Here is a 24,724-nt window from a genome sequence, read left to right on the forward strand (position 1 = left end):
TCATGGCCGATTTTGGATATGGGACCGAGTCAGGATATGGCTCCATCCTGCTGTTCAGGAATGATTTTCCCAAAATCCTGATCTATGGTGACGCGCCACCGTTCGGGGGAGAAAAGCATGGCCGAAAAACCTGTCGATACGCTCAGCGAAAGCGAGGCTGAAGCCGAACTCCAGCGGCTGGCCGAGGAGATCGCCGGGCACGACCGGCGCTACCATACCGAGGACGCGCCGACGATCACGGACGCGGAATATGATGCGTTGCGACGGCGCAACCTTGCCATCGAAGAACGCTTTCCCGGCCTGGTGCGCGAGGATTCGCCGTCGCGCAGGGTGGGTGCTGCGCCGGCGGAGGGCTTCGCCAAGGTGCGCCATGCCGTGCCGATGCTCAGCCTCGCCAAGGCCTATACCGACGAGGACGTCACCGATTTCATCGAGCGCGGCCGGCGCTTCTTCGACCGCGACAAGGATCTCGACATCGCCTTCACCGCCGAGCCGAAGATCGACGGGCTGTCGGCGTCGCTGCGCTATGAGAAGGGCATGTTCGTGCAGGGGGCGACGCGCGGCGACGGTGCCGTCGGTGAGGACATCACCGCGAATCTGAGAACCATCGCCGACATTCCCGCCAAGCTGCAAGGCTCGGGCTGGCCCGAGACCATCGAGATACGCGGCGAGGTCTACATGACCTATGCGGAATTCGAGGCGCTGAAGCAGCGCTCGGCCGCTGCCGGCGGCCAGGATTACGTCAATCCGCGCAACACGGCCGCCGGCTCGCTGCGCCAGAAGGACGCCGCCGTCACCGCCAGCCGCAACCTCAAATTCTTCGCCTATGCCTGGGGCTACACGACAGCGGATCCGGCGCCGACTCAGTACGAATCGGTGCAGAAATTCGCCGATTGGGGCTTCAAGATCAGCCCGTTGATGGTGCGGGCGAAGTCGGCCGAGGAACTCGTCGCGCATTACCATCGGATCGAGGAGCAACGCTCATCGCTCGGCTATGACATAGACGGCGTCGTCTACAAGGTCGACCAGCTGGAGCTGCAGCGCCGCTGGGGTTTCGTCACCGGCGAGCCGCGCTGGGCCGTTGCCCACAAATTCCCGGCCGAGCAGGCGATGACGACGGTAGAGAAGATCGACATCCAGGTCGGTCGCACCGGGACGCTGGCGCCGGTAGCGCGGCTGGCGCCCGTCACGGTCGGCGGCGTTGTGGTCGAGAACGTCACGCTGCACAATGAGGACTATATCAAGGGTTTCGACAGCAATGGCCTGCCAATCCGCGATGGTATCGACGTGCGCATTGGCGACACGGTGGTGATCCAGCGGGCAGGGGATGTCATTCCGCAGATCGTCAGCGTCGTCATCGACAAGCGTCCGGCCAATGCCGTGCCTTACGAATTCCCGCATACCTGCCCGGTTTGCGGTTCGCCGGCCACGCGCGAGATCAACGAGAAGACCGGTAAGGAGGATTCGCGGCGGCGCTGCACCGGCGAGCTGATCTGCGCAGCACAGGCCGTGGAAAGATTGCGCCATTTCGTCTCGCGCGGCGCCCTGGATATCGAGGGCCTTGGCGCGGAGAACATCGATACGTTCTTCAATGCCGGGCTGATCAAGACGGCCGCCGATATCTTTACGCTCAGGGACCGTCGCCCCGCCGTCACCAAGGCGCTGGCCGAGCGGCGCGAGGAGCAGGCCAGGCAGCGCGAGGCGGCGTCCGGCAAGACACGCAAGAATGTGCGCAGCGTCGAGGATCGCAACTATGAAGGCCTCGACAAGCTGTTTGCGGCCATCGATTCGCGCCGCGAACCGGAACTCGACCGCTTCATCTTCGCGCTCGGCATCCGCCATATCGGCGAGACGACGGCCGCCGTGCTTGCCAAGACCTTTTCCACCATCGAGGAGCTGATCCGCGTCGGCAAGGAGACGGCGGCAGCGGAGGATCCGCACACCGTTTTCCCATCGGTCAACGGCATCGGCGACACAGTGATCGATGCGTTGCGCGATTTCTTCGGCAATGAGCGCAATGACGACGTGCTCGACAAGCTGCTCGAACAGGTCAAGCCGAAGCCGTATATCGTCACCGTCTCGGCCGACAGCGAGGTTGCCGGCAAGACCATCGTCTTCACTGGCTCGCTGGAAAAGATGACGCGCTCGGAGGCCAAGGCGATGGCCGAGCGTCTCGGCGCCAAGGTCGCCGGCTCGGTTTCGGCCAAGACCGACCTGCTGGTGGCGGGACCGGGTGCCGGGTCCAAGCTCAAGCTTGCCAGTGAACTCGGCGTCGAGGTGATCGACGAGGACACCTGGCTGCAGCGGGTTGGCAAGTCGTGATGGCGTTCAAAGGGTTCGGCCCAAAAGCCATTCCGTTCCTGAAGGCGCTGGATTTCCACCAGAGCCGGGAGTGGTTTCTGGAGAACCGCGACCTGTTCGAACAGGAATTGCGCGATCCCCTTGGCGATCTCGTCGAGACGCTGACGCAGTGCTTTGCAGTGGCGGGCCTCGGTCTGCGTGGCGACCGCAAGAAGTCACTGTTCCGCATCAATCGCGACGTGCGATTCGCCAAGGACAAACGGCCATATAACCGGCATGTCTCGGCGATCCTGTCGCCTGATGGCAGCAAGGCCGTGCAGGGCGTGTTCTACGTTCATATCGGGCTTGAGGGCTGCTTTGCCGGCGTCGCCTGGTGGCAGCCGGAGGCCGCGCTGCTGCTGGCGATGCGGCGGGCCATCGAGACATGGCCCGACAGGTTTCGCGCCATGGTGAAGGCGTTGAAGAAGAACGGCCTTGAACTCGATGCAGAGGATCGCATGAAGCGCACGCCGCGCGGCTTCGAGCATGTCACCGACCAGGATCTTGTCGCTGCCATCCGCAACCGGCATTTCGCCGTCCGCCACGCCATCGATCCGGCTGCGATCCACAGCCCGGCGCTGGTCGAGGAACTTGTCGATTTCACCTTGCGCGCCAAGCCGCTGCTCGACTGGGGCAGGGCGATCGAGGGCAAGGCGTTGGATTAGGCACTCGCGGGGTCGAGTGCAAGCTACATCCGCATCAACAGTCCACCATCAACGGCGAGCTCAATTCCGGTGATGTAACTTGCGGCGTCGGAGAGCAGGAAGAGCGCAGCATTGGCCATGTCTTGCGGCGTGCCGATCCGGCCTAGCGGCGTGTAGTCGGCAACGGCTGCGCGTTTCTCCTCGGTATCCCAGCGGGCTTGCAAGGGGGTGAGCGCCATGCCCGGGCAAATCGCATTCGAACGGATGCCCTCGCTTGCAAGCTGTATCGCCAGCGACTTCGAAAGCGCACAGACGCCGGCCTTGGATGCCTGATAGGCGTCCTGGGGTTTCGGATCGCCGCGGTACCATTGGATCGTCGAGAAGTGCACCATCGCGCCACCGCGTCCGCCCGAGCGCATATAAGGAACGACCGAGCGCGCGGTGTGCACGAAGGATTTCAGATTGATGTTGAAAACCTGGTCCCAGACGTCGAGATCCATTTCCAGTGCCGACCTGTCGCGACCGAACCAGAGCACGCCGGCGACATTGGCGAGATAGTCGATGCCGCCGCGCTCACGGCCCGCCGCACTCACGACCTGCTCGACAAAGGCAGCGTCGGTGAGGTCGCCCTGTGCAAAAGTGAGCCTGTCTCCGAATTTGGACAGCGAGGCCGGAACGGGCTTGACGTCAATGGCGGTAACCGACGCGCCGGCTTCGAGCAGCGCGAGCGCGATCGCCTCGCCCATGCCGCCGCCAGCGCCGGCGACGACCGCGTGCCTGCCGGTGAAATCATAAACGATCATCTGGAACCTCATTTGCTTGCGCGACCCAAGACATCAGTTTCGCTGATCTGTTGGCTCAAACGAATTCGTCTGACTTTCCAACCGCTCGCCCCTACATATCAGCGCAACTTGGGAACGGGATATGTCTGCTGAGACCTTGAGCGAAAATTCTTTGGCCGGTGATTTCTGGAGCGGCGTCCGGCTCTCCATGCCTGTCGTGGTGGCGTCGGCGCCGTTCGCGGTGCTGTTCGGGGCGCTTGCCGTCGACAATGGCTTCTCGGTCCTCGAAGCCTTCCTGATGAGCGCACTGGTGTTCGGCGGCGCCAGCCAGATGGTCGGTATCCAGCTCATCGGCCAGCATGTCGCGCCGTGGCTGATCGTGCTGTCGATCTTCGCCGTCAATTTCCGCCATGTGCTCTACTCAGCCGGCATCGGCCGGCGCATCGCACACTGGCCTGTCGTCTGCCAAGCGCTCGGCTATTTCATCCTCACCGATCCGCAATACGCCGTGGCCGAAGCCCGGGCGCAATCCGGCCAGACCGTCGGCTTCGCCTGGTATCTGGGGCTTGGCCTGCCGGTCTATGTGTTCTGGGTGATCGAAAGCGCGCTCGGCGCGGTGTTCGGCAAGCTGATCCCCGACACGCATGCGCTGGGCATCGATTTCCTGCTGCCGATCTATTTTCTCGGCCTCGTCATGGGTTTTCGCAAACGGCCGCTGTGGCTGCCGGTGGTGGTCGCCAGTGCCTGCGCATCGATCATTGCCTACAAGACGGTCGGCTCGCCCTGGCACGTCTCGATTGGCGCCATTGCCGGCGTGCTGCTTGCCGTCATCCTGCCACCGCATCATAGCGGCGTGGGAGAACGGCCATGAGCACGACACTCTGGATCATCATCGCCGGCGCGATCGCCACCTATCTCACGCGCATCGGCGGACATCTGGTCATCTCCCGCTTCGACAACATCCATCCACGCGTCGAGGCCGGCCTCAACGCCGTGCCAGCGGCGGTGCTGACGACGCTGGTGGCGCCGGAACTGCTAAATGCCGGACCCGCCGAATGGGCGGCACTGGTCGTCACGGCCGTGGTGTCGCTGCGCGGCGGGCTGATGTCGATGTTCCTGGCGGGCGCGGCGGTGCTGATTATCGCTCGACAGTTCGTCGGCTGATCGATTTTTTGGCAGGGAGTCCACACACGCGCTTTGCCGCCTCCCTGTCAGGCGCACGCTTCCTGAAAATCGAAGCGATCCACGCAATGCTCAACCAGATCGCCTCCGATCTCTCCTGACGGGCGCGACGCACGGCGTCGGCATAAAGGGCCTCACGCTGCTTCGGCGTCAACGCGTCAAGATCGATCGGCCAGATGTCGAGGGGCTCGGGCGACATCTCCATCTCCCTGGTCGGCTGTCCTGATTGGCGCCGACGGCAGCCGATTTACGGGATATGTTCCATCATATAAAATGAATAATTGGGATGCTTTTATTCTTCGGGAGAGATGAATGGATTTGTCCGATCTGCGCATCTTCCGCATGGTGGTGCGCGAGGGCGGAATCACCAGGGCGGCGGAGAAACTGTCGCGTGTGCAGTCGAACGTGACCACACGCATCCGGCAACTTGAAGAAGATCTGGGCGTGCGGTTGTTTATCCGCGAAGGCAAGCGACTGCAGGTGTCGCCTGCCGGCCAGAGGCTGATCGGCTATGCGGACCGATTGCTGGCGCTCGCCGAGGAAGCGCGAACGGCAGTGCTTGATCCGCGCCCGCGCGGCGCGTTGCGCCTTGGTGCCATGGAGAGCACCGCAGCGGCGCGGCTTCCATCTCTGCTCGCCGAGTACCACGCACGCTACCCAGATGTAGAGATCCGGCTGCGCACCGGCTATCCACAGGCTCTCGCGACCGCCATGCTTGCCGGCGAACTCGACGCGGCGCTCGCAGCCGAGCCGATCGCCGACGCGCAATTCGAGAAGCAGCCTGCCTTTCACGAGGAACTGGTCATTGTCTCTGCGGCATCGCGCGTTTCGGTCGAGGACCGCAGCGACATGCCCAAAACCATGATGGCCTTTGAACATGGCTGTGTATATCGCAAGCGACTGGAAGAATGGTACGCGCGCCGGGGCTTCATCGCCGAGCAGACCATCGAGCTCGGTTCATACCCTGCCATGCTTGGTTGCGTGGCGGCTGGCATGGGCATAGCGCTGATACCGAAATGTGTGCTCGCGGGCTTTCCCGAGAGCCGCATGTTACGGCTGCACAAACTGCCTCCGGACGAAGACAATGCCCTCACGGTGTTGTTTTGGCGCAAGGGAGCCAGTTCTCCCAACATTCAAGCCTTGCGGGCACTGCTTGCGGAGCAGGGCCTCGCAAGCTGAATGGCGACTGCTCAAATCTTAGCGTCGTGCGGCAGCGGCGCTGTCGCCTTTTCCAGCCAGGCCAGCGTTTCGCCATCGAGCATCGGTCCGATCTCGGCCAGCACACGGGCGTGATAGGCGTCGAGCCAATGCAGCTCCTCGCGCGTCAAAAGGTCGGTCCGCACCAGCCGGATGTCGATCGGCGCCAGCGTCAGCGTCTCGAAGCCGTGCATGGCGATGTCGCCGCCTTCGACCTGTTCGGCCGGCGTCACCAGGATCAGGTTCTCGATGCGGATGCCGTAGGCGCCTTCCTTGTAGTAGCCGGGCTCGTTGGACAGCATCATGCCCTCGAGCAGCTTTTCGGTGCCGGTGCGGGCAATGCGCTGCGGGCCTTCATGCACGGCCAGGTACGAGCCGACGCCATGGCCGGTGCCGTGGGCGAAATCGCAGCCATGCTTCCACAGCGCCATGCGGGCGACGGCGTCGATCTCCGAGCCGCGCGTGCCGCCGGGGAAGCGCAGCGTCGAAATGCCGATCATGCCTTTCAGCACCAGCGTGAAGCGTTCGCGCATCTCCTCGGTCGGCTGGCCGATCGGCACGGTGCGGGTGATGTCGGTGGTGCCGTCCTGGTATTGCGCGCCGGAATCGAGCAGGAACAGTTCGCCCGCCTGCAGTTTGCGGCTGGTGGCGCGCGACACGCGGTAATGCATGATGGCGCCGTTGGGGCCGGCGCCGGAAATGGTGTCGAAGGAGACGTCGCGCAGCGGCATTTGCGTTTCCTCGCCGGTCTGCCGGCGGCTCGCTTCCAGCCTGGTGACGACCGCGATCTCGTCGAGCGAGCCGGGTTTTTGCTGCTCCAGCCAGCACAAGAGCTTGGCCACCGCCGCACCGTCACGGCGATGGGCGGCGCGCGAGCCATTGATCTCGGCCTGGTTCTTGGTGGCACGCGGGATGCGGGCCGGGTCGGGCGCGGCAACCACCGTGCCGCCATTGTCCTCGACCAGCATGCGCAGCCTGTCGGCCGCCAGCACCGGGTCGAGCGCGATCTTGGCGCCGCCCTTGGCAAGCGCGGCGATCGCTGCTTCGAACTCGCCGGGCTCGTGCGGATCGGCGAGCTGGGTGAGATAGGCCGCGACCTGGCGCGAGAATTTGCGCTTGTCCATGAACAGCTGGTGCGATCCGTCAGCGGCAAGAATGGCGAAACCGAGCGCCAGCGGCGTATGCGGCACGTCGCCGCCGCGGATGTTGAAGGCCCAGGCGATGGAGGAGGGGTCGGTCAACACCGCATGGCTGGCGCCGTCCTTGCCGATCGCCGTCGCCAGCCGCGCCAGCTTGTCCTTGGCGAGCTCGCCGGCAAAGCCGATCGGGTGCAGCTCGACCGGGGTCACAGGTGCGGCGGGCTGATCCTTCCAGATGATGTCGATCGGGTTTTTCTCGAGCGGCACCAGCACAGCGCCGGTCTTGTCGGCCGAGGCCTGCAGCGCCTTGACCTCGCTGATCGTGTGCAGCCAGGGATCGAAGCCCAGCCGCGCACCCTTGCCGATATTGTCCTTGAGCCAGACGGCGGGCGGGTTGTCGACCAGGCTTTCGACCGAAAAAATGTCGAGATCGACCTCACTGCGCACCTGCAGCGTGTAGCGCCCGTCGACGAAGATGAAGGCGCGGTCACGCAGCACGATAGCGACACCGGCCGAGCCGCTGAATCCGGTCAGCCATTTCAGCCGTGCTGAACGATCGGCGACATATTCGCCCTGATGCTCGTCCGCGCGCGGAACGATAAAACCATCGAGGCCATTCGCGGCCAGCCATTGGCGCAGCAGCGCCACGCGCGGCTTGCCGACTGCAGGGTCGCCCGCAGAATCGAAGGTCTGGAACATGATGGGCCTCCTGATATCAGCGTGACCGTAGCCTATGGACCTGGAAAGCGGAATCGATTTCCAGCTGGCGCAACCTGCTACAGTGCTGCTTGGCTGACAACCGAATGGGGCTGGTCCAGCCGCAGCCCGAAGGCTGGGTTGTCGTTGTTCGCCCCCACACCACGCGGCATTGCCGCGCCGCCCGCCAGCACCCGGGAATTGTAACCAGAAAAAGTTAGCAAAGACTGCTTTTTGAGCGTGCGTCACTTCGCATGGGAAGCTATCTGTTTCGGGTTTTCTTGTCTTGGCCGCAAGGGGTGGGGCCTTCCGGTCAATGTTGGTGTTGGCGGACCAATTCCGCCACGCTGCTAGTGTGGCCAACTATTGATTGATGCAAATTCGCAACGGATTTGCTCTGATTTCTTGTCTGGGCTCTGTGTTGCTTGGTTCCGGTAATCTTTACGGCTTACATTCGCTTGTCTCTCGGCAGCGGTTTTCGTAGCGTCGCCACGGGCTTCAAGGGTCGATTCAGCCAATAGATGGTTGGTCGGGGGGATTTTGGATGAGACATTCTGTTTGCGCAGCGCGTGCCAACGGCGATGGCGAGGTGAATGCGCGGCTTGCGGGCTCGCTTCTGTCGTCCACGTCGCTTCCGGCTCTGCTGATAGCCGGGCTGATTGCGGCCGCTGTAACGCCGATCATGTCAGGTGGCGCCTCGGCCGAGGATTTCGCTCACAACAGCGGCGATTGGGGTACGGCTGCGAACTGGACCCCCGCAACGGTTCCCAACGGCACCGATGCGGTCGCGAACTTCAACCATGATGCGCCGGACCAGGGCTCGGCTATACCGTTTTCCTGACTGGCGGACCCTATACGGTCGGCACGCTGAACTTGAATGCCACGAGCACCTCCGGCGGTTACCGGTTTTCAAACGGTGTTTTGAATTTCCAGGCCTCTGGGCAGGCCGCGGTCAACGTGAAGACGAACAATTTCATTCCCGACCTGGACGCCGGCGGCAGTTTCAATCTCATGTCCGACACCGTTTTCACGGTTGCTGCCGGGGCTCATTTTACAGCGGATGGAACAATCTCAGGTGCAGGCCTCACCAAAAGCGGTGATGGCTTGCTTACCTTGAATGGCGCAAACACCTACACCGGCGGCACCAACCTCTATGGCGGCACGCTTAGCCTCGGCAACAATAATGCGCTGGGAACCGGCGTGCTTTCCGCCTTCAGCGGAACGGTGATCGATATCCAGAATGGCGTCACGATCAACAACGACCTGACCATCGATCTCAGCCAGACGATCAACGTCGGATCCGGAGCAACCGGAACCTATGCCGGCCAGATTTCGGACCTCAGCGATCCATCCGCGATCGTCAAGACCGGCGCCGGCACGCTGGTGCTCACCAATAGCAACAGTTTCGGCTCCGGCGCCCGGATCGAGGAGGGAACGATCCGGAGCACGGCCGATTATGCTTTGGGTGTGGGGCCGATCACGCTCGACGGCGGCACGCTGCAGGCGGGCGCGAACCTCACCCTTGCCAATGTCTCGATCCTGTTCGGTGCCGCCGGCGGCACCATCGACACAAACGGCTTCGACGTCAGCACCTCCGCCAGCATGGGAGACGACAGCGCGCCGAGCGGGACATTCATCAAGACGGGGGCCGGAACGCTGACGGTGGACGGCTTTGCCGGCAACAACAACTATGCCACGGCCACCGATGTCGCCCAAGGCACGCTCAAGGCGGGCCTGTTCGCCGCCAACATTTTCAGCGCCAACAGCGCCTATACGATCGAAAGCGGTGCAACACTCGATCTCAACAATTTCGACCAGGCGATAGGTTCGCTGGCCGGCGCCGGAGCGGTCAATGCCGGGACAGGCAAGCTGACGACCGGAGGCAACAACAGCTCGACGATCTTTTCGGGCGTCATCACAGGTACCAACGGGCTGATCAAGGACGGGACGGGAACCTTCGAGCTGTCGGGTTCGAACGCGTTGTCGGGCGGGACCGAGGTGAAGGCCGGCACCTTGCTGGTTTCAGGTTCTCTGATCGGTTCGGCCGTTACAGTCGACAGCGGCGCCACGCTCGGCGGCACTGGCTCGGTTGGCCCGCTCGCTGTTTCCGGCACGGTGGCGCCCGGCAAGAATGGCATTGGCACGCTGGCGGTCTATGGCGACGCCAGCTTCGCATCCGGCTCGACCTATGCGGTCGAACTGAATTCTGCCGGCGCTGCCGATCTGATCGTTGCCGTAGGCACGGCAAGCATAGCCCCGGGCGCCGGCTTGAGCGTGACCATATTGGGCCGGACAGCCTGGTGGCGGGCGCCCACTACGTCGTGCTTCAAGCCGTCAGCGTCGGCGGAACCTTCACCCTGATAGGCGATCCGCAAGTCTCCGCCTTCGCCAGACTGAGCACCCACTCCATTGCGACGCAAGTCTATGTCGACGTCACTCAGACGAAAACCTTCGGCTCGGCCGGCGTGGCGCCGAACCAGATTGCCACAGGGGACGGGCTGGAGAGCGCGGGCAGCAGCGCCTTGGTCAGCGCTGTGCTCGCCTTGCCGAGCGACGCGGCGGCGCAGGCCGCTTTCGACCAGCTTTCCGGTGAAGTCCATGCCTCGGCCAAGGGCATGCTGCTGCAGGACAGCCACTTGCTGCAGGACGCGGTGACGGCGCGCCTGCGCGGTGCCTTCGGCGACAGCGGCAAGACAGCCTCGCCGCCGGTCATGGCCTATGGCGAGGACGGCGTTCAGCCGGTCGCCGCCGACACCAACCGCTTCGCCATTTGGTCGCAGGGTTTTGGCTCCTGGGGCAGCACCGACAGTGACGGCAATGCCGCCGCCTTCGACCGGTCGACGGGCGGCCTGCTGGTTGGCGCCGACGGCCTGGCCGGCGACTGGCGGATCGGCGTGGTGGGCGGCTACAGCCGCACCATTCGATGCCGACGATAGGCATTCTTCCGGCGACAGCGACAACTACCACCTCGGCCTCTATGGCGGGACCAATTGGGGCGCCATCGCGTTCAGGACCGGTGCCGCCTACACCTGGCACCGGATCTCGACATCGCGCTCCGTCGCTTTCCAGGTCTTCACCGACAGCCTGTCGGCCGACTATGACGCGGCGACCGCGCAGGCCTTCGGCGAACTGGCCTACAAGACCGACGCCGGGCCGTTTGCCTTCGAGCCCTTCGCCAATTTCGCTTATGTCAACCTGCACACGGATGGTTTTGCCGAGAGCGGCGGCGCCGCTGCGCTGACCAGCGGCAGCTCAACGTCAGATGCGACCTTCACCACGCTCGGCGTCAGGGCGTCGACCGACATCACCCTTGGCGGCGTTGCGGCGACCGCGCGCGGCATGCTCGGCTGGCGTCATGCCTTCGGCGACGTGACACCGCTGTCGACCGTCGCCTTTGCCGGCGGCGACGACTTCACCATTGCCGGCGTGCCGATCGCCAGGGATACGATGCTGGTCGAAGCCGGCTTCGACGTGCAGCTGGCGCACAACGCCACGCTTGGCCTGTCCTATGCCGGACAGTTCGGGGCGGATGCCTTCGACAATGGGTTCAAAGCCAATCTGGGCATCAAATTCTAGAAATTCGACCCTCGAGGGCCGGCAGTGTCTGCCGGCCTCAATGCTTGAGGTGGATCGTCACCCAGCCTTCGCGGTGCAGCGTGCGCACGTGGCGAAAATTCTGGCCGACATAGGCCGAGATGACGGCGTCGCGCTGGCGATCGAGAATGCCTGACAGCACGATCGAGCCGCCAAGCGCGATGTGCCCGGCCATTTGCGGCGCCAGCCGCATCAGCGGCCGCGCCAATATGTTGGCGACGATCAGATCGAAGGGGGCGCGCTTGCCGAAGATCGGGTGGTGGAAGCCAGGCGCGGTTACCGTTTCGATGAGTGCCTTCACGTGGTTGAGCCGCGCATTGGCGGCGGCGACCTTCACCGCCACCGGATCGATGTCGGTGGCCAATACCGGAATATGCGCGAGCTTGGCGACGGCGATGGCCAGCACGGCGCTGCCGGTGCCGAGGTCGAGCGCATTGCGCGGATGTTCGCGCCGCACCACTTTCTCCAGCATTTCCAGGCAGCCTGATGTGGTGCCGTGATGGCCGGTGCCGAAGGCAAGACCGGCCTCGATCTCGATGGCGAGCTCGCCGCTGTGGCGCTTCCTGCGGTCATGCGCGCCGTGGACGAAGAAACGGCCGGCGCGCACCGGCTTCAACCCTTCCAGCGAGCGCGCCACCCAGTCGATGTCGGGCAACACCTCTCGCTCGACCGGCTTCGACAGAGCGAGGCCGGCGAGAATGTCCTTGACCCGTGCCTCGACGGCGTCGACGTCGCCATCGGCGTAAAGCGAGACCTCGTGGATGTCCTTGTCCTCGTCAACCTCCAGCACGGCGATCGGCAAGCCCTCATCTTCGAAGGCCAGCTCAAGCGCCGCGAAGACGCGCTCGGCCTCGATCTTGCCGGTGGTGAAATGCAGCCGCGTCTGGGTCATCGGATCCGTATCAGCCCTTCGCAGCAAGACGCTTCAGCTTCTCCACGGCGGTGCTGGCGCTTTCGCCATAGGCGATCGTGCCGGCGAAGTCGCCCTTGGCGTTGAGCAGCAACACCGAGGCTGTGTGGTCCATCGTGTAGTCGCCATCGCCGGTGTCGACCTTCTTCCAGTAGATGCCGAACGATTTGGCCATGGCATGGACCTTGTCCGGGTCGCCGGTGATGCCGGTGATGCGGTCGGAGAAGTTGCTGACATAGGCGTTCATCACAGCCGGCGTATCACGCTCTGGGTCGACCGAGACGAAATAGGCATGCAGGGTCTTGCCGTCGTCACCGAGCGTTTTCAGCCAGCCGGAGAGTTCGAACAGCGTCGTCGGGCAGACCTCCGGGCAGTGGGTGAAGCCGAAGAAGACGACGCTGGGCTGGCCGCGGAAGGCGGCTTCGGTGATCGGCGCGCCTTTCTGGTCGACCAGGGTGAAGGGGGCGCCGAACGGTTCGCCGCCATAATGGCCGCGATACCAGTCGAAGGTCAGCCAGCCGATGCCGGCCGCCATCAGGACGAGAATGCCGACCAGGATAGAACGCATCATCAGAAAAGTCCGCCTGCAGAAATCATCGCGCCGGCTCGATGCCGCGCCGGTGCGACACTCTTAGCGGTTCGGGCCTGCGCAGGCAAAGCGCCGCGTTGCCGCAACCGCGGTGGCATTGACGCTTCCGCTTGCAAAGCCGCACAACGCGTCCCACCTGATACCGGCAACTCGAACCGCAGGAGGCTCCTTTGCTCGAACTGGTTGGGCGCGAACGGATTGGGCTAAAACTGATCGGCGGCGCCTTGGCCGCCTGCGTTGCGCTTGGCGCCAGCAGCGCTGTCGCAGAGGAAGTCGGCAAGGTCGGCGTCGACTGGGTCGGCAACGACATTATCGTCGAAGCGATCAAGGACCCGAAGGTGGATGGCGTGACCTGCCATGTCTCCTATTTCGACCGCAGCCTCATCGACCGCCTGCACAAGGGCAACTGGTTCGAGGATCCCAGCGATTCGTCGATCTCCTGCCGCCAGACCGGCCCGATCACCATCGGCGACATCGACATGAGCGAGGGCGGCGAGGAGGTGTTCAAGCAAGGCATAAGCCTGATCTGGAAGAAGCAGGTGGTGAACCGCATCTACGACAAGACCAATGAGACGCTGATCTATCTGTCGCATTCGCGCCAGGTGCAGAACGGCTCGGCCAAGATGTCGGTCACGACGGTCCCGCTCTATGGTCAGAATGTGGTGTGGAGCAAAGGCAAGCCGAAGTAGGTGGTCGAACTCTTGCACGCTGTTTGAGCCGTCGGACAATTGCTCCCACCTTGCAGGAGCAATTGCTCTGAAGTAAAGCGCCGCATGGACCGCACCGAAAACCTCGTCCTGAAAGATCCCGAGCCGCGCATCCATCCGACCGCGGAGCTAAAGGCGTGCAAGCTTGGCCGCTACGCTTCGATCGGCGAGCGGGTGGTGCTGCGCGAGGTGAGTGTCGGCGATTTCTCCTATTTCGAGCGCCATTCGGAAGCTATCTACACAACCATTGGCAAATTCTGCTCGATCGCCGCCAACAGCCGCATCAATGCGCTGGAGCATCCGATCGAACGGTTGACCCAGCACAAGGTCAGCTATCGGCCGAATGAGTATTTCCGCTGGCTGGGTGTCGATGCGGCGTTCCGCGAGCGGCGGCAGGCGAAGGCCGTGAGCATCGGCCATGACGTCTGGATCGGCCACGGGGCGGTGGTCATGCCGGGCATCACCATCGGCAATGGTGCGGTCATCGGCGCCAATGCGGTGGTGACGCAGGACGTGCCGTCCTACATGATCGTCGCCGGTGTGCGGGCCAAGCCGCTCCGGCCGCGCTTTGCTCCCGACATAGCGGCGCGGATCGAAGCGCTCGCCTGGTGGGACTGGCCGGTCGAGAAACTCGCGAGGGCGGTTCCCGACATCCAGTCTATGCCGATCGAGGCCTTCCTCGATCGTTGGGAGAACGACGTCCTTTAAGCTTCCGCTGAGAAAGGTTTGGGCAGGCCGTCACAGTTGCCAAGGATTTCAGCAGGCCAAGGCCCACGCTGGCAAGCAAGCTGCGGGAAAGTGGAGCAACCATCTGTCTGGGTGCCGGCCCCTGCTTTCGGGGGACCATGCTCCGCGCTCTGCGGACTGAAACCCCTTCCGCCATGCGGGGGTGGCGCAGCGGAAGGGGTTGGAGGTATACCGCTGTGAGGCGGATGGAACAGGCTCTCTTGCCTGCACGGTTACTGTGACATTGAACCGATAAGGTGTGTTTTCCGCTATATGCGCGCTTTGCGTGTATCCAATTGCGCCTGACGTATTTGTCGCCGGTGGGAACCCGAAACGGTCGCCGGTTGTTTCTCATCGCGGCAGCTATTGAGGGATCTCGACAGATGGAAAAGCTTTTCACCAGGATCGCCAATCGGGTCGCCCACATAGCCGGCATGCCGCTGACCTTTGCCGGCTGTTGTCTGATCATCGTCATCTGGGCGGTGAGTGGGCCGTTCTTCGGTTTCTCGGACACCTGGCAATTGGTGATCAACACCGGCACGACCGTCATCACTTTCCTGATGGTGTTCCTGATCCAGAACACCCAGAATCGCGACGGCGCGGCAATCCAGGCCAAGCTCGATGAGCTGATCCGGGTCAGCGAGGGGCACAACCGTTTCATCGGCATCGAGCACCTGACCGAAACCGAGGTCGAGGAAATCCGCGACAGGTGCGAGCGGGCGGCGCGACGGCATGACGAGAAGATCGCCACCATGGCCGCAAAGAAGGCCGTGGGTCAAAAACGAGCTCCGAAAAAGCACGCGGCTTGAGGGCTTGAAGATCAATGCATGTCGCCCAAAAGTGACCTCGGTTTTGGGGTGAACGACATGCATAAAAAGAACCAGCTAAAGCGCGTCGCGTGAATCCGTTTCTTCTGCATGACGCGCTTTAGCCTTTGATGAAGGCGGCGAACGCATCCTTGTGATCCGGATGCCAGCGCGACAAAGCAGGGCGGTTTTCGATGATGTCGCCGATCGCCCAGGCCATGCGTTTCTCGTCCAGCGGCCGCGCCACATCATTGTCGGGACACAGGATGTAGAAGTCGCCCCTGACCAGGGATTCCAGCATGAAATCAATGACCTGCTCGCCGGTCCAGGCACCGGCTGGCTTTTCCGTCGCACCCTCGGTGAGTCCGGTATAGGTGAAGCCGGGGATGAGCAGATGCGCCGACAGGCGGGCGCCAGGCTCGTTGCGCAGCGCATGCGCCAGGCCTTCGGTGAATGTCTTCACGCCGGCCTTGGAGACATTGTAGGCGAGGTTGCCGGGCGGTGTGGTAATGCCTTGCTTGGAGCCGGTGTTGACGATCAGGCCCGGCCTGGCCGACGCCAGCATGCGCGGCGCGAAGGCTTCGACACCATGCACGACACCCCAGAAATTGATGTCGAGCAGCCGTTTCCAGGCATCGCGGTTTTCCCAGGGCTTTCCGGGATTGTCGCCGACGCCGGCATTGTTCATCAGCAGCGAGACCTCGCCGAAGGCGCCGAATGCCCGGTCGGCGAGACGATCGACCTCATCGGCCTTCGAAACGTCAGCGGCAACGGCAAGCACGGTGTCGTCGCCGGCAATGGCCGACACGGCGCGGGAGGCATCGTCAAGGCGGGTGCCGGCAATGTCGGCGAGCACGATCTTCATGCCCATCAGCGCAAGCCGCTTGGCGGCCGCCAGACCGATGCCGCTGGCGGCGCCGGTGATGACGGCGGTGTTGCCTGGGCCAAAAGCGGGCAGGGCAGTCTGGATTTCGGCGTCGGTGATCATGAGCAACGGGATCCTTTTCTCGATGGCGCCGAACTTAGCGCCGGAACAGGCTTGTGCAAGCCTGCGTCAGCACGTGCTCGGGTTGACCAGTCGGGCCGTGACTGCGCATGCTGCCCCCACAAAGGAGACTTTCGATTGACGGACTGGGTCGCAATTCTGAAGGAACAGACCGCCACCGGCGACCAGATGGGGCGCGAGGTGCCGCAGATGCTGGCCAACCCCGATATCAGCGAAGCCCAGGTGAAGACGCTGTTCTCGGCGCTGGAGAAACAAGCCGAGTTCGTCGAGAAACTGCGCATGGCGCTGGAGAAATTCGGCCATGATTTCTCGATCATCAAGGCAGCCGAACGGCTGGAGGAGCGCTACGCCGACCTTGCCGCGTCGGTGGCGGAAAAGCTGAAGGCGATGCGTAAATAGAATTACTTCTCGAGGACGCGCGAAAAACGCGTATCCGGCACAAGCCACACCAGGGCGACGGTGACGAAGAGCGCCACACTGATCCACCGGTTGAGGAAGGCAAGCGCAACGGCCGCGATATAGACAGCGAGCGAAATCCTTCCCTTGCGGTCATTGCCGATTGCCTTGGCGAAGGCGGTTTCCCGACCATGCAGCCGGTGCAGCGCCAGGACCAGGATGGCATAGGCGGTCGCGCACAATGCGAGGTCGACGCCATAGACCGCGACCGGGACCGTGGCGAAATGGTTCTCGCCCATGAAAGCGGTCGTTACGGGCATCAAGGACAGCCAGAACAACAGATGCAGGTTCGCCCAAAGGACCCGGCCGTCGACGCGCTGCACGGTATGGAACATGTTGTGCAGATTGTTCCAGTAGATGCCGACATTGATGAAGGACAGTACGTAGCACAGGAAGACCGGCCATTGCGGCAGCAGCGCCGAAAAGTCCTCGCCCTCAGGCACCTTCAGGTCCAGCACCATGATGGTGATGATGATGGCCACCACGCCATCGGTGAATGCCTCGACCCTGCCTTTACCCATGATCCCCCGCCTGCAACGAATTGTCGAAAGACGGTAAACTGTTAGCGGAAGTTGCCGGGCCGATAAACGGCACGCGGGAAATTCCTCAACTATGTCAGGGAAAACTTCCGCAACGGGGCCGCTGAATGTGGAGATTGGCCTTGGCCGCTTGTTGACTTTGCCGCCGTGTTCTCTCCCTTTTGGTGCAACCCCTGGTCGAATCCGTCGACCGGTCGGGGATCGAATGGAGGGTCTGATGAGATTTCGATTTCTGCTTGCGATAGCGACCATTTTGGCCGCCATCTTCGGAACATCCGCCACGGCCTTTGCCTACAGCGCCCACACCACGACCAACCTCAACGTGCGTTCCGGGCCCGGCGCTGGATATGCCAAGGTTGGAACTTTGCCGGCCGGCTTCAGGGTCGATGTCACCGGCTGCGAGCCGGGCTGGTGCAGGATCCATGGTGGCGGCGTCAGCGGCTGGGCCAGTTCCGGCTATATCGAGCGCACCCATGTCGTCCGCCCGCCGACCATCATCGTGCGCCCGCCGCATCGGCCGCCGCACTGGCACAAGCCGCCCCACCATCGTCCTCCGCATCATCGCCCGCCGTACAAGCCGCGCCCCGGCAAGTGCAAGATCGCGCCCGGCTTTCCCTGCAAGTAGAACCATCTGGAATGCCGTAGCGAAAAGGGCCGCATTATTCGCGGCCCTTTTTAGGTTTGGCCGATGATCAGCCGTTCGGCGTCTCGGGCGCCATGTTGGCGCGGCCGCGCGGCACGCCAAGCCCGGTGTCCGGCGGTTCGCCGGCGGCCGGCCTGTTCTCGATCATGTGCAGGGTGCGCCAGCCGCCGAAACGGTAATAGGCCGCGGCCAGAACCAGCGAGGTGATCGAGCCGGCCGGGAAACTCCACCACAGCGCTTCCTCGCCGATCAGGCCACGCATGAAATAGGCAAAGCCGGTGCGCACGATGAGCACCGAGATCACCAGGATGATCAGCGGCGGCATTACCGCACCGGTGGCGCGCACGGTGGCGAACAGCACGATGGTGACGCCGAACAGGATGAACGACCAGGATGCGGCCGTGTTGATGTGGGCGGCGATGTCGATCGCCGCGCTGTCGCTGCTGAGGAACAGGCCGAGGATCGAGCGGTCGAAGAGCCACAGCAGCGCGACGAGCGCGCCGGTCAGGACCAGGTTGAAGCCGACGCCGGAGGCGGCGACGCGCCCGATCCGGTCCCAGCGCCCGGCGCCGACATTTTGCGCTGCCATCGAGGAGACCGCGGCTCCGATGGCGAGCGCCGGCATCTGGATATAGGTCCACAGCTGCGCGGCGATGCCGTAAGCGGCGGCGACCTGCGAACCGTAGGAATTGACGATGCCCATCACCGTCAGGGCAGCGGCGGAGACGACGATCATCTGCAGCCCCATCGGCACGCCCTTGAAGACGATGATCCGCAGCAATGCCGGATCGGGGCGCAGCAGGGCCAGGTTGGCACCGGCCAGCCGCAGCGGATGCTTGCGTGCATAGAGCACGACAAGGATGGCGATGACGCTCACCGTCTGGCCGATCAGAGTGGAGGTCGCCGATCCGGCTATGCCGAGTTGGGGAAACGGGCCGATGCCGCGGATCAGCAGCGGGTTGAGCACGATATCGAGGACGACCGCCAGCGCCATGAAGATGAAGGGCGTGCGTGAATCGCCCGCACCGCGCAGCACGGTCATGACGAAGGACAGGAGGTTCATCATCGGCACGGCGACGAAGATGATGCGCAGATAGGAACGCGCCAGCGGCAAGGCGTCCGCCGGCGTGCCAAGCGTGTTGAGGATGGCGTCGACCCAGATCCAGCCGCAGACGGCGAAACCACCGAAATCAGGAAGAAGAAGGTGGCGCTGGTGCCGACGATGCGGCGCGCCTCGGGCAGGTCGCGGGCGCCGACCGACTGCGCCACCAGGATGGTGGCCGCCATGCCGATGCCGAACACGGTGCCGAGAATCAGGAACAGGACGAGGTTGGCGTTGGAGGTCGCGGTCAGCGCTGATTCACCGAGAAAGCGGCCGACCCAGACGGCATTGATCGACCCGTTGAGCGACTGCAGCACATTCGAACCCAGCACCGGCAAGGCAAACAGCAGCAGCGTGCGCGGGATCGGGCCGCTGGTCAGGTCGCCGGTGCGCCGGCGCGTGGGCATTTTTTCGGTCATGGCAGAGGGCTTATCTGAGTCCGCGATGATTGCCGATTCAAGGAGACAGGCCGATGCGGCGTTGGAGAATTCCGGCTGGCGTGTGTTGATCTAATCATGTTCTCAAAGCCCCCGGAATGGGATATTGGTCGTTGGGGGCGTGGGGCTCGCATTCTTTGTCAGATCCTGTGAATTGCTGGGGGATTCATGTCCGATAGTCCGCTGTTTTCCGAGCGCCTGAACCGGCGCGCGTTTCTCGGTGCGTCCGCTTTGGGCGCGGCTTCCGTGGCTCTTTCGGCGTGCACCACGACGGAGGTGGTGACGCCGCCGCCGGTGGCCGCGGCGCCACCGGATACGGCGTTCGGTGATGCCGCCAGCATGTACGCGGCGCGCACCGACGAGGGTTTTCAGCTGCCGGCAATCCCGGTCGCCAAGCTCGATCCGAAGTTCGTGCGCCAGATCGTGGCCGACCCGACCGGTGAAAAACCAGGCACGATCGTCGTCGATGTCTCCGAGCATTTCCTCTATCTGGTGCGCGATGGCGGCAAGGCCATCCGTTACGGCGTCAGCCTCGGCAAGGCCGGCTTCGGCTGGACCGGCAGCGCCGTGGTCCAGGCGCGGAAGAAGTGGCCGGTGTGGACGCCGCCGCCGGAAATGATCCAGCGCCGGCCGGAGCTGGCGAAATTCAAGGACGGCATGCCGCCCGGCCCTCAGAGCCCGCTCGGCGCCCGCGCGCTCTATCTCTTCCGGGACGGCAAGGACACGATGTACCGGCTGCACGGCACGCCGGAGTGGGATTCCATCGGCAAGAACGCATCGTCGGGCTGCGTGCGCTTTATGAACCAGGACATCATCGACCTCTACAGCCGCGTCAACGGTCCCGCACCGGTTTTCGTGCGTCCCAATTTGTCGGCTGCCGGCAAGATCATGGCCGTGTCGAGCAGGACGGCCGAGCCGATCGATGCGGGCGTGCCGAAGGACGCTGAGTTCTTGAAATAGGCATCCTCATGGTCGGCCGTTTGAGGTCGTTGAGGCGGACGCGCCGGGCGCGCCCGCCTTTTGTATGCGACTACTTCTTGGCGAGGCCAGGCAGCGTGACCTGATAGACCAGGAACATGGTGTCGACATTGGCGCCGTCATCGGCCTTGTAGGAGGCGCCGACCTGGAAACCGTCCTGGGCGAGGAAGTCGTTGTCATTGGCGACGAACAGGAAATAGTCGTCGGGCAGTTTTGGGTCGAGCACGCTCGCCAGCGACATCGCTTCCCACTTTTCGGATAGGTTGTTGTGGTTGTTCGGCGCGCCATTGTGCAGGCCGAAGCGATTGAGCTGTGCATTGTCGTTGATGTCGATGAACGGCGTCAGCTTGGCCGGCGTCACCGAAGGATCGAGCACGCCCTTGGGAGCGACGGGCTTGTCAGCGGCATCGAAGGCGCCGCCGGCAATGTCGGTCGCGGTCGAAACGTCGACGACGAAGATCTGGCGCAGCAGCGAGGTGTCGCCCTTCACCCCCTGGCCGTTGCCGCTGTCGCGTGCCAGCATCAGGAAGGACGTGTCCGACAGCGCCACGATCTCGCTTTGCGCGGCGATCTTGGTCTTGCCCTTGGCATCCTTGAACACCGGCAACGGCACGACATATTCATGCGCCAGCTTGAGATGGGTGAGGTCGGAGGCGTCGTAGACCAGCGCCCTCGTGTTCTGCCGGGTCGAACCGGAATCGCCGCCATCCTGCCTTGTCGCCGACTGCAGCACGGCGATCAGGAACTTGCCGTCCGGTGTCATCGCCATGCCCTCGAGGCCCTGGTTGTTCTGGCGGCCGGTCTCGGGATCCTTCGGATCGGGTTCGGCAGCACCAGGGCCGGGATTGTCCGAGGAGAAGTTCGGCGCGCCCTTGCGCATCGGCACCAGCGCCGCCGGCGGCTGGGTCGCCGACAGCAGGCGGCCTTGCGCCGAGAACCGGTAGATGTTGGGGCCATATTCGTCGGAGATGAACATCGAGCCGTCGGGCAGCCGCACGATCGCCTCGTTGTCGAGGGCGAGCTTACCGTTGGTGGCGACGGGCAGCATCGGCATGTCGCCAGCCGCGGCGCGCACATCCGAGAGGGGATCGAGACCGGTGGCGTCGGCGCCCTTGTCGTCGGTCAGCAGCATTGTGTCGGCCAGCGTCGCCTTGACTTCGGTCTGCTGCTGGCCGGCAGCGCCCGCTGCCGCCGGGGTGAACTCGATGCCGATGGTGTTGAGGCGTGGCCGGTAATCGGTGGTGCCGGCGACATTGTAGCCGCGATCCGGCAGCAGCCAGAGCGAACCCTTGTAGGTGCCCGCTTCATGCGCCCAACTGGCGGTGTCGATCGCCATGCCGGAACCCGAGCCGAACGTCTCGCCGAACTTGTCGCGCTGCGCGGCCGGGATGCGGCCGACACCGACCAGACCCTTGTTGACAAAGCTGGTGGCGTCGACGGTCGCGGTGCTGTCGGCCAGTGCCGGCGTCAAGGCGGTGAACAGGGCCAGCGCGACGCCGAGCGAGGCGGTTCGGTGCAGGTGTTTCATAGACAATCCTCTTTGTGACAAAGCGTGCCGGAGCGGCCGAAGGACGAAAAGCTGAAAGAGGCGTACATCGATGATGGCGCGCGCGCGCCCCCCAAAGCGATCTACGGCGCGAACATGATGCTTGCGTGACAGCGCGCGGTACATGCCCGCCGGCTTCGTCACGCGCCGACAGAAACGTGTGCCCGAGCCAACGAATTGATCACCTCGCCACGTGTTGGTTCGGTCAGGCGAGGTGTGTTCTGGGTCGCACTAGACACTTATGTCCAGTGCGTATATGGTGCGGCTTCTGACAGACCGGGAGGGAAGCCTTGAAGCCGCATTATCGCGCAGTGGTTATCGGGGGTGGGGTGGTCGGCGCCTCGGTGCTCTACCACCTGACGCGGTTCGGCTGGTCTGACGTGGCGCTGATCGAGCGTGCCGAACTGACCGCCGGTTCGACCTGGCATGCGGCGGCAGGTTTCCATGCGCTCAATGCCGATCCCAACGTCGCGGCTCTGCAGGACTACACCATCAATCTCTACCGCGAGATCGAGGCCGAATCCGGCCAGGACATCGGCCTGCACATGACCGGCGGCGTCAACATCGCCAGCGATCCCCAGCGCTGGGAGTGGCTGAAATCGGCCTGGGCGGTGTTCCAGTCGGTCGGCATCGAAACCGCCCGGCTGGTGACACCCAGCGAGATCAAGGAAATCTGCCCGATCGTCGACGTCACCGGCGTGCTCGGCGGCCTGCACGATTCCAACGAAGGCCATCTCGACCCCTACGGCACGACACATGCCTATGCGGGCGCCGCGAAGAAGCGCGGTGCGGACATTATCCTGCGCAACCGCGTCGTCGAGCTGACAGCGCGCGCCGACGGCCACTGGGACGTCGTCACCGAACAGGGCACCATCGTGGCCGAGCATGTCGTCAACGCCGGCGGCCTGTGGGCAAAGCAGCTCGGCCGCATGGCCGGCGTCGACCTGCCGGTGACGCCGATGGAGCACCATTATTTCATCACCGAGGACATTCCGGAGATCGCGGCACTGGACCGGGAGATCGGCATCGCCGTCGATCTCGACGGTTTTTCCTACCTAAGACAAGAGCGCAAGGGCGTGCTGCTCGGCGTCTACGAGCAGAACCCGAAGCACTGGAACATGGATGGCGCGCCATGGGATTATGGTATCGAGCTGATCCCGGAAGACATCGACCGCATCAGCCCGGAGCTCGCCAAGGCGCATGAGCGCTTTCCCTGCCTGGCAACGGCGGGTATCCGCAAATGGGTCAACGGCGCCTTCACCTTTACCCCTGATGGCAACCCGATCGTCGGACCGGTGCGCGGCCTGAAAAACTACTGGGTCGCCTGCGGCGTCATGGCCGGCTTCAGCCAGGGCGGCGGCGTCGGCAAGTCGCTGGCCGAATGGATGATTTACGGCGAGCCGCAGGCCGACATTTTCGGCATGGACATTGCCCGCTACGGCGCCTTCGCCGCCAACCGCGAATATCTCGCGCAGACGACACGGCAATTCTATTCGCGCCGCTTCGTCATGACCTTTCCCAATGAGCGGCTGCCCGCGGGCAGGCCTTTGAAACGCCCCGGCGCCTATGACGGCATGAGTGCCGCGGGTTGCGAATGGACGGCGTCGTGGGGGCTGGAAATCCCGGCCTATTTCGCGCCGATGGGGTTTCGCGAGAACACGACGCTCAAGCGCTCCAACGCCTTCGACATCGTCGGCGACGAGGCGTTGCAGGTCCGGCGCGCCGCCGGTCTCGTCGATATCTCGGCCTATGCGCGCTATGCGGTGTCGGGGCCATGCGCCCAGGCATGGCTCGACCGGCTGCTTGCCTGCAAGCTGCCGAAAGCGGGACAGGCGCGGCTGGCGCCGATGCTCGGGCCGAATGGGCGGCTGAAGGGCGACCTCACCGTGATCAACTGGGGCAGCAGTGACTATTGGCTGATGGGTTCCTACTATCTCAGGGAATTCCACATGCGCTGGTTCGAGAGCCAGGCGGCGGAAGGGGTTGCTGTCACTGACATTTCCGACGCGATGAGCGGCTTCCTGCTGACCGGGCCGAATGCCCGCAATATCCTCGAACGCACCACGCATCAGGACGTCTCCACCGCGGCACTGCCATTCATGGCCTGCGGCGCGTTCGACATCGGCATGGTGCGGGCGCGGGTTGCCCGCCTCTCGATCGCCGGTGAACTCGGCTTCGAGATCAGTTGCCCGGTGGCCATGCATGCCACACTGCGCGACACGCTGCTCGCGGCAGGCGAGGATCTCGGCCTGGCCGAGGTCGGCTACTACGCGCTCAATGCGCTCAGGCTGGAGAAAAGCTTCGGCATCTGGTCACGCGAATTCACACAAGGCTACACGCCAGGCCAGACCGGCCTCGACCGTTTCATCGCCTTCGACAAGGGCGATTTCGTCGGCCGCGGGGCGGCGCTGAAGGAATGCAAGGCGGGCACCTCGCAACGGATGGTGACGCTGGAGATCGATGCGCTTGACGCCGACGCCAGCGGCTTCGAGCCGGTCTGGCGCGAGGGCCGGCGCGTCGGTTTCGTCACTTCCGGCGGCTTTGGCTACACGATCGGCAAGAGCGTCGCGCTGGCGTTGGTCGACGACGATTTTGCCGAGGAGGGGACGGCGCTTTCGGTGCACATTGTCGGCGTCGAACGGCCGGCACGGATCATCGCGGCCTCGCCCTACGATCCCTCGGGCAAGGCGATGCGGCAATGAGGA

At 63.7% G+C, this 24,724-nt stretch carries 21 protein-coding genes and 3 pseudogenes; 15 read left to right on the forward strand and 9 right to left on the reverse strand.

The genetic code is table 11. The features are described 5' to 3' along the window. Positions 1–117: 117 nt before the first annotated feature. Together ligA and AC0V8S_RS17785 are read left to right on the forward strand one after the other, a co-directional pair. Positions 118–2,322: an NAD-dependent DNA ligase LigA gene (gene ligA, locus AC0V8S_RS17780; protein WP_475438541.1), complete on the forward strand. Its 2,205-nt coding sequence runs from the start codon at positions 118–120 to the stop codon at positions 2,320–2,322. Next, the gene (locus tag AC0V8S_RS17785) at positions 2,319–3,005 is read left to right on the forward strand and encodes a DUF2461 domain-containing protein (protein WP_475438542.1); all 687 of its coding nucleotides are present in this window, start codon (positions 2,319–2,321) and stop codon (positions 3,003–3,005) included. The genes ligA and AC0V8S_RS17785 overlap by 4 nt, the downstream gene beginning before the upstream one ends. A gap of 23 nt (positions 3,006–3,028) precedes the next feature. Here AC0V8S_RS17785 and AC0V8S_RS17790 read toward each other — a convergent pair whose 3' ends face one another. After that, the gene (locus AC0V8S_RS17790) at positions 3,029–3,730 is read right to left on the reverse strand and encodes an SDR family NAD(P)-dependent oxidoreductase (RefSeq protein WP_475438543.1); all 702 of its coding nucleotides are present in this window, start codon (positions 3,728–3,730) and stop codon (positions 3,029–3,031) included. A gap of 178 nt (positions 3,731–3,908) precedes the next feature. Between AC0V8S_RS17790 and AC0V8S_RS17795 the strand changes: the two genes are divergently transcribed. Together AC0V8S_RS17795 and AC0V8S_RS17800 are read left to right on the forward strand one after the other, a co-directional pair. Beyond that, on the forward strand, positions 3,909–4,637 hold the full coding sequence (locus AC0V8S_RS17795; RefSeq protein ID WP_475438544.1) for an AzlC family ABC transporter permease: 729 nt from the start codon (positions 3,909–3,911) through the stop codon (positions 4,635–4,637). Then, positions 4,634–4,930: an AzlD family protein gene (locus AC0V8S_RS17800; RefSeq protein ID WP_475438545.1), complete on the forward strand. Its 297-nt coding sequence runs from the start codon at positions 4,634–4,636 to the stop codon at positions 4,928–4,930. The genes AC0V8S_RS17795 and AC0V8S_RS17800 overlap by 4 nt, the downstream gene beginning before the upstream one ends. Here the strand turns inward: AC0V8S_RS17800 and AC0V8S_RS17805 are convergent. Further along, complete coding sequence (locus tag AC0V8S_RS17805; RefSeq protein ID WP_143748363.1) at positions 4,905–5,147, reverse strand: hypothetical protein; 243 nt, start codon at positions 5,145–5,147, stop codon at positions 4,905–4,907. The genes AC0V8S_RS17800 and AC0V8S_RS17805 overlap by 26 nt on opposite strands. A 113-nt stretch (positions 5,148–5,260) precedes the next feature. On the opposite strand from AC0V8S_RS17805, the gene AC0V8S_RS17810 reads away from it, so the two are divergent. Next, a complete protein-coding gene (locus AC0V8S_RS17810; RefSeq protein WP_475438546.1) occupies positions 5,261–6,127 on the forward strand; it encodes a LysR substrate-binding domain-containing protein in 867 nt (288 codons plus the stop codon). Between the two features lie 11 nt (positions 6,128–6,138). Here AC0V8S_RS17810 and AC0V8S_RS17815 read toward each other — a convergent pair whose 3' ends face one another. Next, on the reverse strand, positions 6,139–7,983 hold the full coding sequence (locus tag AC0V8S_RS17815) for an aminopeptidase P family protein (protein ID WP_183460799.1): 1,845 nt from the start codon (positions 7,981–7,983) through the stop codon (positions 6,139–6,141). Between the two features lie 541 nt (positions 7,984–8,524). Between AC0V8S_RS17815 and AC0V8S_RS17820 the strand changes: the two genes are divergently transcribed. The 3 genes and pseudogenes from AC0V8S_RS17820 to AC0V8S_RS17830 form a co-directional block, all read left to right on the forward strand. Then, positions 8,525–8,821, forward strand: a complete 297-nt coding sequence (locus AC0V8S_RS17820; protein ID WP_183460798.1) for a hypothetical protein — start codon at positions 8,525–8,527, stop codon at positions 8,819–8,821. 170 nt (positions 8,822–8,991) lie between these two features. Then, positions 8,992–9,960, forward strand: a pseudogene (locus tag AC0V8S_RS17825) (autotransporter-associated beta strand repeat-containing protein); the annotation flags it as partial. A gap of 294 nt (positions 9,961–10,254) precedes the next feature. Beyond that, positions 10,255–11,553 (forward strand): annotated as a pseudogene (locus tag AC0V8S_RS17830) (autotransporter outer membrane beta-barrel domain-containing protein); the annotation flags it as partial. Between the two features lie 40 nt (positions 11,554–11,593). Here AC0V8S_RS17830 and AC0V8S_RS17835 read toward each other — a convergent pair. Both AC0V8S_RS17835 and AC0V8S_RS17840 read right to left on the reverse strand, forming a co-directional pair. Then, positions 11,594–12,466 (reverse strand): 50S ribosomal protein L11 methyltransferase, encoded by an 873-nt coding sequence (locus AC0V8S_RS17835; RefSeq protein ID WP_475432626.1) that lies wholly within the window; start codon positions 12,464–12,466, stop codon positions 11,594–11,596. 10 nt (positions 12,467–12,476) lie between these two features. Then, the gene (locus AC0V8S_RS17840; protein ID WP_027044777.1) at positions 12,477–13,055 is read right to left on the reverse strand and encodes an SCO family protein; all 579 of its coding nucleotides are present in this window, start codon (positions 13,053–13,055) and stop codon (positions 12,477–12,479) included. A 188-nt stretch (positions 13,056–13,243) separates the two neighbouring features. On the opposite strand from AC0V8S_RS17840, the gene AC0V8S_RS17845 reads away from it, so the two are divergent. The 3 genes from AC0V8S_RS17845 (at position 13,244) to AC0V8S_RS17855 (ending at position 15,315) form a co-directional block, all read left to right on the forward strand. Continuing rightward, positions 13,244–13,762: a CreA family protein gene (locus AC0V8S_RS17845; protein ID WP_095202178.1), complete on the forward strand. Its 519-nt coding sequence runs from the start codon at positions 13,244–13,246 to the stop codon at positions 13,760–13,762. 84 nt (positions 13,763–13,846) lie between these two features. Then, positions 13,847–14,488, forward strand: a complete 642-nt coding sequence (locus AC0V8S_RS17850) for a transferase hexapeptide repeat family protein (RefSeq protein WP_475432627.1) — start codon at positions 13,847–13,849, stop codon at positions 14,486–14,488. A gap of 401 nt (positions 14,489–14,889) precedes the next feature. Then, entirely contained in the window at positions 14,890–15,315 is a 426-nt protein-coding gene (locus tag AC0V8S_RS17855; RefSeq protein WP_475432628.1) for a low affinity iron permease family protein, read from the forward strand. A 118-nt stretch (positions 15,316–15,433) separates the two neighbouring features. On the opposite strand, the gene AC0V8S_RS17860 is transcribed toward AC0V8S_RS17855, so the two are convergent. Beyond that, positions 15,434–16,300, reverse strand: a complete 867-nt coding sequence (locus AC0V8S_RS17860; protein WP_475432629.1) for an SDR family NAD(P)-dependent oxidoreductase — start codon at positions 16,298–16,300, stop codon at positions 15,434–15,436. A gap of 135 nt (positions 16,301–16,435) precedes the next feature. Here AC0V8S_RS17860 and AC0V8S_RS17865 point away from each other — a divergent pair, with 135 nt between their 5' ends. Then, positions 16,436–16,717 (forward strand): hypothetical protein, encoded by a 282-nt coding sequence (locus AC0V8S_RS17865; protein ID WP_023668298.1) that lies wholly within the window; start codon positions 16,436–16,438, stop codon positions 16,715–16,717. A 2-nt stretch (positions 16,718–16,719) separates the two neighbouring features. Here AC0V8S_RS17865 and AC0V8S_RS17870 read toward each other — a convergent pair whose 3' ends face one another. After that, positions 16,720–17,295, reverse strand: a complete 576-nt coding sequence (locus AC0V8S_RS17870; protein ID WP_475432630.1) for a TMEM175 family protein — start codon at positions 17,293–17,295, stop codon at positions 16,720–16,722. A gap of 235 nt (positions 17,296–17,530) precedes the next feature. Here AC0V8S_RS17870 and AC0V8S_RS17875 point away from each other — a divergent pair, with 235 nt between their 5' ends. After that, complete coding sequence (locus AC0V8S_RS17875; protein WP_475432631.1) at positions 17,531–17,938, forward strand: SH3 domain-containing protein; 408 nt, start codon at positions 17,531–17,533, stop codon at positions 17,936–17,938. 67 nt (positions 17,939–18,005) lie between these two features. On the opposite strand, the pseudogene AC0V8S_RS17880 reads toward AC0V8S_RS17875, so the two are convergent. Further along, positions 18,006–19,477, reverse strand: a pseudogene (locus AC0V8S_RS17880) (MATE family efflux transporter). A 186-nt stretch (positions 19,478–19,663) separates the two neighbouring features. Between AC0V8S_RS17880 and AC0V8S_RS17885 the strand changes: the two are divergent. Then, a complete protein-coding gene (locus AC0V8S_RS17885) occupies positions 19,664–20,455 on the forward strand; it encodes a L,D-transpeptidase (RefSeq protein WP_475432633.1) in 792 nt (263 codons plus the stop codon). 70 nt (positions 20,456–20,525) lie between these two features. Here the strand turns inward: AC0V8S_RS17885 and AC0V8S_RS17890 are convergent, their stop codons facing one another. Then, positions 20,526–22,001: an esterase-like activity of phytase family protein gene (locus tag AC0V8S_RS17890; RefSeq protein ID WP_475432634.1), complete on the reverse strand. Its 1,476-nt coding sequence runs from the start codon at positions 21,999–22,001 to the stop codon at positions 20,526–20,528. 308 nt (positions 22,002–22,309) lie between these two features. On the opposite strand from AC0V8S_RS17890, the gene AC0V8S_RS17895 reads away from it, so the two are divergent. Next, positions 22,310–24,721, forward strand: a complete 2,412-nt coding sequence (locus AC0V8S_RS17895; RefSeq protein WP_475432635.1) for a GcvT family protein — start codon at positions 22,310–22,312, stop codon at positions 24,719–24,721. Positions 24,722–24,724 lie beyond the last annotated feature (3 nt).

The organism is Mesorhizobium oxytropidicola (assembly GCF_056174625.1).

Bases quoted from the DNA above. Each gene is read 5' to 3' on its own strand.
- AC0V8S_RS17890 (WP_475432634.1), bottom strand. From the start codon at position 22,001: ATGAAACACCTGCACCGAACCGCCTCGCTCGGCGTCGCGCTGGCCCTG.
- AC0V8S_RS17805 (WP_143748363.1), bottom strand. From the start codon at position 5,147: ATGTCGCCCGAGCCCCTCGACATCTGGCCGATCGATCTTGACGCGTTG.
- AC0V8S_RS17855 (WP_475432628.1), top strand. From the start codon at position 14,890: ATGGAAAAGCTTTTCACCAGGATCGCCAATCGGGTCGCCCACATAGCC.
- AC0V8S_RS17885 (WP_475432633.1), top strand. From the start codon at position 19,664: ATGTCCGATAGTCCGCTGTTTTCCGAGCGCCTGAACCGGCGCGCGTTT.
- AC0V8S_RS17795 (WP_475438544.1), top strand. From the start codon at position 3,909: ATGTCTGCTGAGACCTTGAGCGAAAATTCTTTGGCCGGTGATTTCTGG.
- AC0V8S_RS17820 (WP_183460798.1), top strand. From the start codon at position 8,525: ATGAGACATTCTGTTTGCGCAGCGCGTGCCAACGGCGATGGCGAGGTG.
- AC0V8S_RS17800 (WP_475438545.1), top strand. From the start codon at position 4,634: ATGAGCACGACACTCTGGATCATCATCGCCGGCGCGATCGCCACCTAT.
- AC0V8S_RS17790 (WP_475438543.1), bottom strand. From the start codon at position 3,730: ATGGGCGAGGCGATCGCGCTCGCGCTGCTCGAAGCCGGCGCGTCGGTT.
- AC0V8S_RS17870 (WP_475432630.1), bottom strand. From the start codon at position 17,295: ATGGGTAAAGGCAGGGTCGAGGCATTCACCGATGGCGTGGTGGCCATC.
- AC0V8S_RS17860 (WP_475432629.1), bottom strand. From the start codon at position 16,300: ATGATCACCGACGCCGAAATCCAGACTGCCCTGCCCGCTTTTGGCCCA.
- AC0V8S_RS17810 (WP_475438546.1), top strand. From the start codon at position 5,261: ATGGATTTGTCCGATCTGCGCATCTTCCGCATGGTGGTGCGCGAGGGC.
- AC0V8S_RS17815 (WP_183460799.1), bottom strand. From the start codon at position 7,983: ATGTTCCAGACCTTCGATTCTGCGGGCGACCCTGCAGTCGGCAAGCCG.
- AC0V8S_RS17835 (WP_475432626.1), bottom strand. From the start codon at position 12,466: ATGACCCAGACGCGGCTGCATTTCACCACCGGCAAGATCGAGGCCGAG.
- AC0V8S_RS17850 (WP_475432627.1), top strand. From the start codon at position 13,847: ATGGACCGCACCGAAAACCTCGTCCTGAAAGATCCCGAGCCGCGCATC.
- AC0V8S_RS17840 (WP_027044777.1), bottom strand. From the start codon at position 13,055: ATGATGCGTTCTATCCTGGTCGGCATTCTCGTCCTGATGGCGGCCGGC.
- AC0V8S_RS17875 (WP_475432631.1), top strand. From the start codon at position 17,531: ATGAGATTTCGATTTCTGCTTGCGATAGCGACCATTTTGGCCGCCATC.
- ligA (WP_475438541.1), top strand. From the start codon at position 118: ATGGCCGAAAAACCTGTCGATACGCTCAGCGAAAGCGAGGCTGAAGCC.